The organism is Aquabacterium sp. NJ1 (assembly GCF_000768065.1).
Taxonomy (GTDB): domain Bacteria; phylum Pseudomonadota; class Gammaproteobacteria; order Burkholderiales; family Burkholderiaceae_C; genus Aquabacterium.
Genome location: NZ_JRKM01000001.1, coordinates 1,978,785 through 1,992,386, shown reverse-complemented (window position 1 = coordinate 1,992,386; position 13,602 = coordinate 1,978,785). Strand labels below are relative to the sequence as shown.

Below are 13,602 nucleotides of genomic sequence, written 5' to 3'. Positions count from 1 at the left end.
GTGCCATGAGTGGACTGTCTTCGAGTGATACTGCAGTGAGTGGGGAAGGCGAGGCGCTAACGCCCCAGGCCAAGGCCCAGATGGGCCGCCATGTCAGCCAGTACCTGATCTTCAGCCTGGGTGGTGAACTGTTCGGCGTGGCCACCCTGCGGGTGCGCGAGATCATCGAGTTTGGCGGCATCACCAGCGTGCCGATGATGCCCGCCTTCATGCGCGGGGTCATCAACCTGCGTGGTGCCGTGGTGCCGGTCATCGACCTCAATGCCCGCTTTGGCCGGGCCCGCACCGAGACCTCGCGGCGCACCTGCATCGTGATCCTGGAAGTGCAGGCCGAGCAGGACACCTTCGTGCTGGGCATCATCGTGGACGCAGTCAGTGCCGTGCGCCAGATCGACAGCGCCCACATCGAGCCGCCTCCGAGCTTTGGCACCGGCATCCGCGCCGATTTCATCGATGGCATGGCCAAGGTCAACAACGGCTTCGTGATTCTGCTGGACCTGGGCAATGTGCTGTCGGTGGACGAGCTGGCCACGCTCAATGGCCAGGCCGCTGGTGACGCGCCCGCGACCAGCAACCCGCATTGAGTCGGCGCGACCAGCCGGAGTGACAAGATGAGCTACGCCACGCTCAGCGAACAAGAGTACAAGGGCTTCAGCCGCCTGGTCTTTGACCTGGCGGGCATCCACATGAGCGAGGCCAAGAAGCCCTTGATCAGTGGGCGCCTGGCCAAGCGACTGGGCCAGCATGGCCTGGGCTCTTACGGCGACTACCTGGCGCTGGTCCTCAAGGATCAGAGGGAGCGGCAGGTCGCGCTGGACCTGCTGACCACCAACGAGACTTACTTCTTCCGCGAGCCCCAGCATTTTGATTTTCTGGCGCAGGCGGTGTTGCCTTCGCTGCGTCAGGAGCGCAAGGTGCGTGTCTGGAGTGCGGCCAGCTCCAGCGGCGAGGAGCCCTACACCCTGGCCATGGTCCTGGCCGAAGCACTGGGCCACACGCGCTTCGAGATCCTGGCCTCCGACATCAGCACCCGTGTGCTGGAGCAGGCGCGCCAGGCGCTGTACCCCATCGAGGACGCCGCCAACATCCCCAAGGCGTACAAGATCCGCCATTGCCTCAAGGGCGTGGGCAGCCAGGAGGGCTGGTTTCTGGTCAGCAAGGCCTTGCGCGAGCGGGTGAACGTGGCACAGATCAACCTCAATGAACGCCTGCCCGATGTGGGCCAGTTCGACGTGATCTTCCTGCGCAATGTGATGATCTACTTTTCAGTCGAGACCAAGCAGGGCGTGATGGCACGCCTGATTCAGCAGCTCAAGCCCGGCGGCTATTTCTTCATCAGCCATTCGGAGAGCCTGCATGGCGTGACCGCCGAGCTGGAGATGGTGCGCCCGTCCATCTATCGCAAGCCACTAGTCTGACGAACGCGTGCACAAGGCGTCGATCAGAAACTGCGCCATGGGCCAGTCACCATAACCCGATGCCGGGTTGAGGTGGCCCACGTTCCCCAGGTCCATCAGGATGCTGCCCCAGTCCAGCGCCAGGGCTTCAACGCGCAGGAAACCCGCCAGGGGGTCGTTGCGGCTGGCCACCACCACGCTGGAGAAAGGCAATGGCAGGCGCGGCACCGGCAGCCACCCGCCCTCGCGCAGGGCTTCCACGCTGGGGTAGCCATCGGGCATGGGGCGATCAAAGTCCGGGGGCGTGGCCAGCAAGGCGGCCAGCACCTGGCACCGGGTTTGTTGAGCCCAGTGCGCCACCATGATGCAGCCACCGCTGTGCGCCACGATCACGAACGGGCCTTCGATGCGCCGAGCCACGCGCTCGATGGCGTCGACGCGCTGCTGGCAATCCAGATCCTCGCGGCCCATGGGCGGCACGCTGGCCACCTTGTGGCCTTGCAGGCGCAGCTTGTCTTCCAGCAGGGTCTGCCAGTGCGTGCTCACGTGGTCACGCAAGCCCGGCACGATCAGCACGGTCACATCGTTCATGTCGCGGCGCCCCTCTTTGCTTCAGGCCAGGGCGTGCTGCAGGAAGCCTCGCTGGCCGGCCTTGCGGTTGGGGGCAAAGCCGTTCTTGGCCAGCGTTTCGTCGGCGCTGTTGTAGAACTCGCCGATGCGGTAAATGCGGCGGGCCTCATCGGCGTTGGCGATCTCGCGGCCGAACTCGCGCGAAATGCGTACCAGCTGTTCGATCTGCTTGACCGAGCTCATCTTGGCTTTGCGGTCTTGCGTCCAGATGTTGTCTTCGATGCCGCAGCGCACGTGCAGGCCCATGGCGATGGCCATCATGTTGATGGGCAGCACGTTGAGCATGGAGGTCTCCAGCGTCAGCACGGCGCCATCGGGTACGGCGCGCACGAAGTTGGCCAGGTTGTAGATGTTGGGCTGGTCGAAGCCGCCGCCAATGGCCACCCAGGTCAGGATCAGGGGCACGTTGCAGGTGCCGCGGCGCATCATGCGTTCCACCGTTTCGAGCTGCGTGATGTTGGCCAGCTGGAAGTGGGTCTGGATGCCTGCGTTCGACAGGCGGCTGATGTGCTCTTCCACCCACTCCGGGCCAGCGGGGATGGTCATCTCGCGGTAGGCGCGGTACATGGCCGGCTCGTTCAGCGAGGTGCCTTTGAGGTCCGCATCGCACATCTGCTCCACCACGTTCATCTGGTTGGTGTTGATGGCAATCGTCACCTGGTCGGGCCGGGGGCTGAGGTCGGCCAGCATGTGGCGCGTGTCGTCGCTGAGCCACTTGGCGACCTCGCCGTCGCCTTCCGGCGCGAAGCTGATCGAGCCGCCCACCTGCAGGATCATGTCGGGCACGGCTTCGCGCAGGCCGGCCAGCAGCTCGTTGAACTTGGACAGGCGCTTGCTGCCCTTGCCGTCTTCTTCGCGCACATGCAGGTGCAGCACGGTGGCGCCGGCGTTGTAGCAATCCACCGCCTTCTGGATGTGTTCGTCCATGCTCACGGGGATGTCTTCCGGGAAATCCGAAGGCATCCACTCGGGGCCGTAGGGCGCGCAGGTGATGACAAGCTTTTCCTGGTTTTCAGGGAAGAGAGCGCCGTCGATGAAGTTCATGGCTGGTCCTTGTGAGCGGGGGGTTAGAAGGGGATATCGCCAACGATGCCGGCGCGTTCCATCTTGCGGTGGCAGGGCGGGTAGTCCATGACCGCGTAGTGCTGGGTGGATCGGTTGTCCCACATGGCGACGCTGTTGGGCTTCCAGCGCCAGCGCACCTGGTATTCGGGGATGTAGACCTGCGACACCAGGTAGTTCAGCAGCAGCGAGGCGCCGGGGTTGGCGTCCTGCCCGAAGCGCACGTTCTCGCTGGTGTGGAAGTTGGTGAAGTGCGTGGTGAAGGCGTTGACGAACAGGATTTTTTCGCCGGTTTCCGGGTGCGTGCGCACCACCGGGTGTTCTGCGTCGGGGTACTGGGCCTTGAGCGCCAGGCGCTTCTCGATGGGCATGGCCGCGCCGAAGCTGGCTTCGATGCTGTGGCGCGCACGCAGCGAGGCGATTTGGGTCTTCACATGATCGGGCAGCATCTCGTAGGCCAGCGCCATGTTGGCCCACATGGTGTCGCCGCCCACGGGCGGGCATTCGATGCAGCGCAGCACGCAGCCAAAGGGCGGCTTGTCGCGCCAGGTGGCATCGGTGTGCCAGGCGTTTTCATAGCGGTCGACCTTGGCCTCGGGTGATTTGTAGATGCGCACCAGGCCGGGGTGATCCGGGTCGCTGCCGGCCACGGGGTGGTCTTCCAGCTCGCCAAAACGACGGGCAAAAGCCACGTGCTCGGCACGGGTGATGTCCTGATCGCGGAAGAACAAGACCTTGTGCTTGAGCAACAAGGCCCGGATCTGCGCCAGCAGGTCATCGTCCACGGCGGCTGCGGCCAGGCTCACCTTGCGCAGCTCGGCGCCGATGCTGCAGGTCAGGGGCTCCACCTCCATGGTGTAGCCCAGGAACTCGGCGCGCACGATGGCGGGGCCGTTGTCGAAACCAAGTGTCATGGCCTGTGTCTCCTGTGTCGGATTGCCCGTGTTGACGATTTGGATTATTGGTTTGCCGGGTTCTGCCCGCTTGACTTCAGAGGACCGGCACTTACCATTCGATGACATCTCACTACGCGATTTCCCCGATGGTTCCTCTTGTTCGCGCAGCGGCTCTGACAAACTACAACGAGGTCGCACGTGCGGCCGGCCTGGACCCCTATCGCATGCTCGCCGACGTGGGTTTGAGCTCCAATGTGCTCAATGAGCCCGATCTGCGGATACCGGCTGATCGGGCGGTGCAGTTGCTGGAGCAGTCAGCCAAGGCGTCGGGTATCGAGAGCTTTGGCCTGCGCATGGCCGAAAGCCGCCGGCTGTCCAATATGGGTCCTGTGGGCCTGTTGATCCGTGATCAGCCCACCTTGCGTGATTCGATGGAGGTCTTGCTGCGCTACCTGGCCATGCTCAATGGCGCCTTGTCGCTGACCGTTGAAGAGGCCGGTGGCATGGTGGTGATCCGTGACGAGGTGATCGTGGGCAGTGCCCAGCCTGTGCGCCAGGCGGTGGAGCTGTCGGTGGGCGTGATCCTGCGCATGATGCGGCAGTTCCTGGGGGCCGATTGGCGGCCTCGCCGCGTGTGCTTCGTGCATGCCGCCCCGCGTGATACCAGCACGCACCTGCGTGTGTTCGGGCCCTGTGTGGAGTTCAACCACGACTTCAACGGCATCGTGTGCTCGAAGGCCGAGCTGGACGCGGCGAACCCGTCGGCCGACCCGGCCATGGCACGGTATGCGCAGCAGCTGCTGGACACCTCGGTGGTGGTGCAGGAGCCCTCCCTGGTGGACGAGGTGCGGCGCACGGTCTTGTTGCTGCTGCCCAGTGGGCGCTGCAGCATCGAGCAGGTGTCGGCGCATCTGGGGCTGGTGTGCCGCACGGTGCAGCGGCGCCTGGCCGACCAGGGGGTGAGCTTTTCCACGCTGGTCAATGACCTGCGGGTGGAGCTGGCCACGCGGCATGTGGAAAACAGCGAGCGCCCCCTGACCGAGGTGGCGGCCTTGTTGGGCTTTTCCGCACCCAGTGCGTTCACGCGTTGGTACAGCGCGCAGTTTGGTTCCAACCCCAAGCGGGCGCGGGAGCTGGCACACGAGGCCAAGGCTAGCCCGCGAGCCAAGACGGCGCCGAAAGGCCGTTAGGCCGTCAAGCCATCAACCCGTTGTCAAGCTTGGTGCACGGTGGCCGAGGCCGGTCGCAGCACCGCATGCATGGCCTCCAGCAGGACGCTGTGGTGCGAGGCGCCTTCAATGGCCGCACGCTGGTTGAACACGAAGTGCGGCACACCGCGTGAGACCAGGCCCGGTGCGTTGGGTGGCATGGTCCGAGAGGCCCGAGCAGCGCTGGCGTGGCCGGGCACCACCAGCATGTCCAGGCCCATGCCTTGGGCCAGCGCCACCAGCGTGCTGCGTTGCCCGATGTCCTGCCCGTGCATGAAATAAGCCTGCATCAAGGCGTCGATCAAGGCATCGCCGCAGTCGGCACCATAGACCGTGGCGGCATTGCGCACCATCTCGTGTGCCAGCCTGGTGTTGGGCATGGTGGCGATGCGCTCGAACGCGAATGCCTGCCCCACCACGTCGCCGGCAGCTTGGACCTGCGCCTGCCGGCGGGCCACCGCCTCGGGGCTGCCCAGGCGGTTCACATAGAAGTCCATGAAGGGCTGGCCTTCTGGCGGCAGATCGGGCAGCAGTTGCAGCCCATGCCAGCGCACGCGCACAGACACATCCGGATCGGTTTGCCGCAGCTGGGCGAGGGCCTGCGTCAGGTGCTGCTTGCCGATCATGCACCAGGGGCAGATCAGGTCGACGCTGGCGTCGATGGTGAGCGTGCGCATGCGGTGTCTGCTTTCAGGGAATGAGCACCGTGGCGCCGGTTGTCTGGCGGGACTCCAGCGCGCTGTGGGCCTGCGCCGCATCGGCCAGCGCAAAGGTCTGGCTGGGCTCGCTCTTGATCTCGCCGCGCAGCACCAGGTCGAACAGCTCGTCGGCCATGGCCAGCATGTTGTGGCGGGGCAAGGCGTAGTCCACCATGGCGGGGCGCGTCAGCCAGATCGAGCCCTTCACGGCCAGCAGCGTGGTGTCCACGATGACCGGGCCCGAACTGGTGCCGTTGCTCACCAGCGTGCCGCGCTTTTGCAGGCAGTCCAGCGAGCCCATGAGCGTGTCCTTGCCCACCGAGTCGTAGACCACGGGCACGCCCTTGCCGTCGGTGATCTCCTTGACGCGCTCGACGAAGCTTTCCTTGTTGTAGTTGATCACGTGCGCGCAGCCATGGGCCTTGGCGATCGCGGCCTTCTCGTCCGAGCCCACGGTGCCGATCATCGTCACGCCCAGGGCTCTGGCCCACTGGCAGGCGATCAGGCCCACGCCACCGGCTGCGGCGTGGTACAGGATGGTGTCACCGGCCTTGAGCGGGTAGACCTGGCGAAACAGGTATTGCGCCGTCAGGCCCTTCATGATGAGGGTCGAGGCCGTGCTGTCGGAAATGCCGTCCGGGATCTTGATCAGCACCTCGGCGGGCATGACGCGGGCCTCCGAATAGGCGCCCAGCGGGCCCAGCATGTAGCCCACGCGGTCGCCTTCTGCGAGGAAGGTCACGCCCGGGCCCACGGCCTCGACCACGCCCACGGCATCGGAGCCCAGGCCGCTGGGCAGGGGTGCCGGGTAGCGCCCGATGCGGAAGTAGATGTCGATGAAGTTGACCGCGATGCCGGTGTGCCGGACGCGGACCTGGCCTGGGCCGGGCTCTCCCACGTCGACGGTTTCCAGCTTCAGCACTTCCGGTCCGCCGGTTTCATGGAAACGAATGGCCTTGGTCATGATGTGTACTCTGGTTTGGATGTGAAGGAGGGGTGGGCGGGGGCCTGCTCAGGCCGGCACGCGCTCGGGGGCGGGGGCGCCAGCCGGTGCGGCTTGCAGCTTCACGTGGGCCACCTCGTTGATGTCGCTCTCGTAATTGCGCATGGCCATGAGGAAGCACACCGCGGCCAGCACGCTGAAGCAGGGGATGACGGTGAGTGCAGTGTTCAAGCCCCACCAGTCCGACATCACGCCGGCGATGAAGGGCCCCACGGCCAGCCCCAGCAGGTTCTGGAACAGGGACAACACGGCGCCGCCGGTGGAGCGCAGGCCAGGGTGCACGACATCGAATACCACGGCGGTGACCGGGCCCACGGTGCACGACATCACGAAGCCGCCAAGCAGGATCAGCTTGAACTGCTGCGTGCCCTGCGGAAGCGCGCCAAAAGCCGTGGCGAAGATGATCAGCGTCAGCACGCACAAGGCGGCCATGATCTGCAGGCGCACCTTGGGGCGTCCGGCTGCGGCACGCTCGACCACCGCACCCCAGAACACGCTGCCGACCGCACCGCACAGCACCACCAGCGCCGCGTGTTTGGCGGCCACATCTGGCGCTTCGCCGTGATAACGGTTGAGGAAGCTGGGCAACCAGGACCAGATGGCCGCCACCACGATGAGCTGCATGGGGGCGCCCAGGCAGGCCCACAGCAAGGTGCGCGTGCGCAGCAGCGTGCCCGTGATGTGGGCCGCCAGCTTGCTGGCCGATTGGGTGGCCTGGTTGAGCTTCGGTGTCAGCTCCACCGTTTTGTAATCACGCACCAGCAGGTAGAGCAGGGCCAGCAGCAGGCCGGGGATGCCGACCACGCCAAAGGCCGCCTTCCAGCCAAAGCGCGCGGCGATCACACCGCCCAGCACCACCCCCAGCACCGAACCCAGCGAGGCCGCCGCGAAGAAGGCGCCCAGCAAGGCTGAACGCAGCCGGCGCGGGAAGATGCTGGCGATCAGCGCCGCGCCCACCGAGCCGTAGCCGGTTTCACCGGCGCCCACCACGGCGCGGGCGGTGAACAGCTGCGCATAGCTGCCGGCAAACATGCACGAGGTGGTGGCCGCGCTCCACACCAGCGCCATGGCGACGATGCTCTTGACCCGGCTGAGCCGGTCGGCCACCAGCGCCACAGGGATGCTGCCCACCGCCACCACCACCGAGATGATGGACACCAGACCACCCAGTTGCTTGTCTGACAGCAACCACTCGGCCTTGAGGTAGGGGAACAGCGAGACGATCACCTGGCGGTCGATGTAGTCGAACAGCATGAGGGCGAAGGTCATCGCGAAAGCGAACCAGGCGTGAGGCCGGCTGACGAGGTAGTCGTCGCTGCCTGGGTCCGTGTCATGGCTGGGCATGTGCATGGCGGTGTACCTGTGGTTGGGCGAAGGGAGGGCGGCGGGCGCGGTCAGAAGTTGGCGCCGGCGGCCAGCATCACGTTGTCGCGATCTGACAGCAGGTTGTAGTGTCCGCCCGCAAAGCGCGTGTACTGGATGTCGGTGTAGAAGGTCTTGCTCCAGTCGGCGCGCAGGCCCAGCCGCATGGTGGTGCGGCCCTTGGAGTAGGTGCCATCGAACGAGTAGCCGTCCACGTCTTTGGCGAGGAACAGCGAGGGCGTCAGTTGCGCACCCCACAAGGCATCGGCATACACCGCGGCCACGCGGCCACGCACACCCCAGGCGTTGGGCGTGATGAAGCCGTCCGTGGTGCAGGTCTTGCCCGGCACGCCCGAGAGGCCAGGCTGGGCCTCCGAGCAGGCTGTGAGCGTGCCGTTGACCAGATACGGTGCCCCACCATAAGCCAGCGAGCGGCCATAACGCATCTGCAGCGGGTCAGGCAGGTTGGCCACATGGCTGATGCCCACTTCGCCAGACAGCACCACGCGGCTCGCGCCCAGCAGCTTGGGCATCACGCGGTTGCTGCCCAGGCTGGCGGTGGTGACGTGGAAGCGGTCGTAAGCGTAGAAGTCGCCACCGGCGGGGATGGCCAGCACGTCCTTGCTTTGTTGCAGCATGGCGGTGGGCGTGCGCAGCAGGAAGGCGTTGAGCAGATCGGTGGCGTTCATGCTCAAGGGCTGGTTGGGGCGATACGCCACCTCACCATATACGTTGGATGCCGGGTTGAGCTTGCTGTCAAAGCTCAGGCCGTAGACCTGGATGTTTTCAGGGTAGGTGGCGGCATAGCGCAGGCCGTTGGGGTCAGACAGGCGCTGAAAGGCACTGGCCAGGCCGGCAGGCAGGGTGCTGCCGTTGATGTCTTCCACCTTGATGCGCAGGTAAGGCACCGAGCTGTGCATGTTCATGGCGTAGGCGCCAAAGTCGGTGTGCAGGGGCTCGGACTTGAAACGCAGGGCCAGGCCGAACTGGCCACCGCGCCGGGCGTTTTCATCGGAGTCGCGGTGCACGTAGTAGCCGCTCGACAGGATCGCCTGCTCGGTCAGCGTGTCCACGGTGGACATGGGCGTGCCGTTGTAGGGGCGAGGCACGGCACCGGCCAGCATGCAGCCATGCACGAGGATGGACGACACGTCCATGAAGGTGCCGCAGCCCGGCAGAACCGTGGTGCGGCTCTCCAGCGCCAGGAAGCCTTCGGCGCTCCATTGCGGGCTCAGCGCCAGCTTGAGGTTGAGCATGCTCAATGGCACCTTGCCTTCTTGCGGCAGCGAGCCGGGGCGCACCTGGGCGGCCAGGTTCAAAGGGTTGATGGCCGAGTTGATGCCGCCCGTGGTGAACTGCGCCGTGCCCCAGTTCAGCACTTGTCGGCCCAGCCGTGCATCCAGCTGCTTGCCATCGCTGAAGTCCATGTGGTGCCAGGCGTACACGTCCAGCAGATCCAGGCCATTGAAGCGGGCTTCGCGGTCAAAGCCGTCGTCGCTCAAGGTGGTGTTGGTCTGGTAGCGGTTGGGGTAGTTGCCGTAGGCAGCGTTGGCGTGGCCGAGCGTGAAGTCTGTCCAGGCCGAGCCGCGGGCAAAGAAGCCGCTGTGCTGGCCACGCACATCCAGGTCAACCAGGGCCTTCAGCACGGTGGACACGGCATGGTGCTTCTCGTAGTTCAGATCGGCGCCACCCATGCTGCCCACCAACTGGCCCGGCGCGGCCGTGGGCACCATGGTGGAGGGCGGGTAGGCGTAGTCGCTGGGGCTGGCGTCTTCCATGCGCACCATGGTGCCAAAGGTGACGGTGCCGCTGACCTTGGTCTTCACGCCATCTGGTTCGGTGTGGGCTGCGCCTTGATCTTGCGTGTGGCCGGGCAGGGCCGCGCCAAGCAGGGTGACAGCGAGAGCGTGTTGCAACAGTTTCATGGCGTGGCCTACGGCAGTGGGTTGAACGTTCGCTTGATGCTCATCAAGCGGTTCCAGTGTTGCGTGCCAGGTGCATCGTCGCTTGACTGGAGGTGACGGGGACTTAACGAGACGTGCCACTGCGGGTAAATCCCAGGGCGTGGGGTTCGCAGGCGTTCACGCCATCCAGTGCTGGGCCAACAGCACCAGGGCGGCCAGGAACACGGTCTCGCCCACCATCAGCAAGATGGGGCGCAGGCCCACGCTGGCCAGCTCCTTGAGCTGGGTCTTGATGCCGATGCCGGCAATCGCGATCACCAGACACCAGCTCGACAGATCTCGCCCCAGGCCTTGAACCGGCGCTGGGACCAAGCCGGTGCTGTTGATGGCCACCAGCACGGCAAAAGCCACCGCAAACCAGGGCAGCAAAGGCGGGCGAACCGATTCACCGTCGCCCCGGGCGCGCGTGATGGACGTGGCCACCACGATGACCGGCAGCAGCATGGCCACGCGCATCAGCTTGACCATGGTGGCGATGTCACCCGTCTCGTGCGACAGGCTGTAGCCAGCCCCCACCACTTGCGCCACATCGTGAATCGTGCCGCCCAGGAAGATGCCGGCGGTGCGCGGGTCCATGCCCAGCATCTTGACCAGCATGGGGTAGGCGATCATGGCCAGCGTGGACAGGGCGCTCACGCCGATTACAGTGAACAAGGTGGCGCGCTCCTTGCCCGGGTGGGCCGGCAAGGCCGCCGAGAGCGCCAGCGCCGCAGAGGCGCCGCAGATGGCCGTGGCGCCGCCCGTGAGCAGGCCGAACAGCGATTGAAAGCCCATGGCCTTGGCTGCGATCATGCCCACGACGATCGTCACGGCCACGGAGACGACCACGAGCGCCATGGGCTGCCAGCCCAGGGCCATCACCTCATGGAAGGTGATGCGCAGGCCCAGCAGCGCCACGCCGATGCGCAGCACCTGCCGCGCGGCAAACTCCACACCCGGCTTGCAAGGGCTGTCGACCGACAGGAAGTTCATCGCCATGCCCAGCAGCAAGGCAAACAGCATCACGGGGGCACCGTAATGCTGCGACAGGAACATGGCCGCCGCCGCCACCACGCAGCAGGCCAGCATGCCGGGAAAAAGCAGGCGCCCTTGCGAAGGCCAGGCGCTGATGGACAGGGTGGTCATGAAGGGCTCGCTTGCTCAAGGGCACAGTGGGGATGGAGAAAGATTGTTCGGACTTTCTCCAGCGCACGATTGACGCTGAGCGACGGCGAGTTACCTATTCATGACATGGCGGGGAAATACCCGGCAAGGGCGCTACCAGTGGGGCGGGCCGGCTTAGCCGGGGCGGATCGCCTGCGCCAGCACGGCCCGCGCTTGTTGCGCCTCGGCAATCGGCAGCAGTGGCCACACATGGATCATGCCTTCGCCCATGTGCACCTGCACTGCCGTGCCATGTGCCACCAGCTTGTCGGCCAGCGCCTGCGCGTCATGGCAGAGGATGTCGCGTGTGCCGATCAGCAAGGTGGTTGGCGGCAGGCCATGCAGCTCGGCATGCAGCGGGCTCACATAAGGATGATGGATGGGCCAGTGGCCCGCATAGCGGCGCCCGGCTTCTTGTGCGCCTGGCACGGCCAGCATGGGGTCGGTGGGGGCCGTGTCCTTGATCTGGGGATGTGTGAGGGCCACGTCCACCCAGGGGGTGATCAAGGCCAGGTGGTCGGCTGGTGGCAGACCGCGGTCGCGCAGGGCCAGCGCCAGGGCCAAGGCCAGGCCACCACCCGCCGAGTCCCCGGCGATGGTCAGGCGTGATGGGCGCGATGGGCCGGCCTCCGCAAACAGGCGCGCGTGCACACGCAGCACCATCTCCAGCGTCTGCTCGCAGCTGTGTTCAGGCGCCAGGGGGTACAAGGGCACCGTGGCCACGCAGCCGGTGCGCTCGACCAGGTCGGCCAGCAAGTCCCAATGAAAGGGCGTGATGGGCCGGATGTAGGCGCCGCCGTGCAGATACAGCAGATGCGGCGCCTGCGCTGAAGGCGCCCGAGGGCGCAGTGTGTAGACCTCGTGGGGGCCGTCCTGGTGCCGTGTGACCTGCACGCGCTTCTGGAGGCGCTGGCTCGGCCGGGCGGGGCCCGCGCGGCGCACCTGCGCCACCCCGGCGTACATGCCTTCAACGGTGGCGTAGACCCTTTTGCGGCGTGTCAAACGCAGGAAGGCCACAATCAGGTGATGACGAATGCTGGGCATGGCGCGCTTCAGTTGAACCATGCACATGATGAACCAGGTCACCGGCCAAGGAGTACCGCACCGTGAGCAAACTGTTTTCTTCTTTGAAGCTGGGGCAGTTGCAGTTGCCCAATCGCATCGTGATCGCGCCCATGTGCCAGTACTCGGCCGAAGAGGGCCAGGCCACGGACTGGCACACCATCCATCTGGGGCAGCTGGCGCTGTCGGGTGCGGGCTTGTTGATCGTCGAGGCCACGGGTGTGGAGCCCATCGGCCGCATCTCGCCGGCCGACCTGGGCTTGTATTCGGACGAGACCGAGGCCGCCTTGCACAAGGTGCTGGGCGCTGTGCGACGGTATTCGGACATGCCCCTTGGCATCCAGCTGGCGCACGCAGGGCGCAAGGCCTCCAGCCGCGTGCCCTGGGAGGGCGGCAGCCTGCTGTTGCCCGATGAGGGCGGCTGGCCGGTCGTGGCGCCATCGCCGATCGCCCATGGCCTCAACGAGCCACCACCGGTGGTGCTGGAGGAGGCCGGCTTGCAGCGGGTGCGCGACGCGTTTGTGCAGGCGGCCCAACGTGCCGCACGCCTGGGCTTCGACCTGGTCGAGGTGCACGCGGCGCACGGCTACTTGCTGCACCAGTTCCTGTCGCCCTTGTCCAATCAACGCGAGGACCAGTACGGAGGCTCGCTGGCCAACCGCATGCGCTTCCCGCTGGAGGTGTTCGCCGCGGTGCGCGAGGCCTTCCCGGCCGACAAGCCCGTGGGGGTGCGCATCTCGGGCACCGACTGGGCCGAAGGCGGTTGGGACATCGAACAAAGCGTGGCGTTCGCCCAAGCGCTGGAGGCGCTCGGCTGTGCCTTCATACACGTGTCCAGCGGTGGCCTGGTGACCGGGCAGAAGATCCCGGTGGGGCCGGGCTACCAGATCCCGCTGGCCGAGGCCGTGCGCCAGCAGGTCGGCATCCCGGTGATCGGCGTGGGGCTGATCACCGAGCCAGAGCAGGCCGAAGCCATCGTGGCCGAGGGCCGCGCCGATGCGGTCGCGCTGGCGCGGGGCATCTTGTACGACCCGCACTGGCCCTGGCACGCGGCGGCCAAACTGGGCGGGCAGGTGAGCGCGCCCAGGCAGTACTGGCGCTCGCAACCTGCCGAGCACAAGGCCTTGTTCGGCTCAACGCGCATCGGGCAGCGTTGAGCCTTTGCGCGGGCTGAGTG

The 13,602-nt window shown here is 66.0% G+C and carries 13 protein-coding genes; 4 read left to right on the top strand and 9 right to left on the bottom strand.

All coding sequences use genetic code 11. From position 1 onward, the window contains the following. The first annotated feature begins 5 nt into the window (after positions 1 to 5). Positions 6 to 584 carry a chemotaxis protein CheW gene (locus tag JY96_RS08555; RefSeq protein ID WP_200883459.1) on the top strand — a complete coding sequence of 193 codons (579 nt, stop codon included), beginning with the start codon at positions 6 to 8 and terminating at the stop codon, positions 582 to 584. 27 nt (positions 585 to 611) lie between these two features. Then, on the top strand, positions 612 to 1,418 hold the full coding sequence (locus JY96_RS08550) for a protein-glutamate O-methyltransferase CheR (RefSeq protein ID WP_035036640.1): 807 nt from the start codon (positions 612 to 614) through the stop codon (positions 1,416 to 1,418). Here the strand turns inward: JY96_RS08550 and JY96_RS08545 are convergent. The 3 genes from JY96_RS08545 to JY96_RS08535 are packed head-to-tail and all read right to left on the bottom strand — an operon-like array spanning position 1,410 to position 3,943. After that, a complete protein-coding gene (locus tag JY96_RS08545) occupies positions 1,410 to 1,988 on the bottom strand; it encodes an alpha/beta hydrolase (RefSeq protein ID WP_035036638.1) in 579 nt (192 codons plus the stop codon). The genes JY96_RS08550 and JY96_RS08545 overlap by 9 nt on opposite strands. A 21-nt stretch (positions 1,989 to 2,009) precedes the next feature. Further along, positions 2,010 to 3,071, bottom strand: coding sequence for a 3-keto-5-aminohexanoate cleavage protein (locus JY96_RS08540; RefSeq protein ID WP_035036635.1), 1,062 nt, complete (start codon positions 3,069 to 3,071; stop codon positions 2,010 to 2,012). 23 nt (positions 3,072 to 3,094) lie between these two features. Then, complete coding sequence (locus JY96_RS08535; RefSeq protein ID WP_035041791.1) at positions 3,095 to 3,943, bottom strand: TauD/TfdA family dioxygenase; 849 nt, start codon at positions 3,941 to 3,943, stop codon at positions 3,095 to 3,097. A gap of 188 nt (positions 3,944 to 4,131) precedes the next feature. Here JY96_RS08535 and JY96_RS08530 point away from each other — a divergent pair, with 188 nt between their 5' ends. Beyond that, positions 4,132 to 5,175: an AraC family transcriptional regulator gene (locus JY96_RS08530; RefSeq protein ID WP_035036632.1), complete on the top strand. Its 1,044-nt coding sequence runs from the start codon at positions 4,132 to 4,134 to the stop codon at positions 5,173 to 5,175. Between the two features lie 23 nt (positions 5,176 to 5,198). Here JY96_RS08530 and JY96_RS08525 read toward each other — a convergent pair whose 3' ends face one another. The 6 genes from JY96_RS08525 to JY96_RS08500 form a co-directional block, all read right to left on the bottom strand. Further along, on the bottom strand, positions 5,199 to 5,870 hold the full coding sequence (locus tag JY96_RS08525) for a DsbA family oxidoreductase (protein ID WP_035036629.1): 672 nt from the start codon (positions 5,868 to 5,870) through the stop codon (positions 5,199 to 5,201). Between the two features lie 13 nt (positions 5,871 to 5,883). Further along, on the bottom strand, positions 5,884 to 6,855 hold the full coding sequence (locus JY96_RS08520; RefSeq protein WP_035036625.1) for a quinone oxidoreductase: 972 nt from the start codon (positions 6,853 to 6,855) through the stop codon (positions 5,884 to 5,886). Positions 6,856 to 6,903: 48 nt separating this feature from the next. Next, positions 6,904 to 8,244 carry an MFS transporter gene (locus tag JY96_RS08515; RefSeq protein ID WP_035036623.1) on the bottom strand — a complete coding sequence of 447 codons (1,341 nt, stop codon included), beginning with the start codon at positions 8,242 to 8,244 and terminating at the stop codon, positions 6,904 to 6,906. 44 nt (positions 8,245 to 8,288) lie between these two features. Continuing rightward, positions 8,289 to 10,181: a DUF1302 domain-containing protein gene (locus JY96_RS08510; protein WP_035036621.1), complete on the bottom strand. Its 1,893-nt coding sequence runs from the start codon at positions 10,179 to 10,181 to the stop codon at positions 8,289 to 8,291. A gap of 156 nt (positions 10,182 to 10,337) precedes the next feature. Continuing rightward, a complete protein-coding gene (locus JY96_RS08505) occupies positions 10,338 to 11,345 on the bottom strand; it encodes a YeiH family protein (protein ID WP_035036619.1) in 1,008 nt (335 codons plus the stop codon). 153 nt (positions 11,346 to 11,498) lie between these two features. After that, a complete protein-coding gene (locus tag JY96_RS08500; protein ID WP_161784267.1) occupies positions 11,499 to 12,407 on the bottom strand; it encodes an alpha/beta hydrolase fold domain-containing protein in 909 nt (302 codons plus the stop codon). Positions 12,408 to 12,469: 62 nt separating this feature from the next. On the opposite strand from JY96_RS08500, the gene JY96_RS08495 reads away from it, so the two are divergent. Continuing rightward, entirely contained in the window at positions 12,470 to 13,582 is a 1,113-nt protein-coding gene (locus JY96_RS08495; RefSeq protein WP_035036617.1) for an NADH:flavin oxidoreductase/NADH oxidase, read from the top strand. Positions 13,583 to 13,602: the final 20 nt, after the last annotated feature.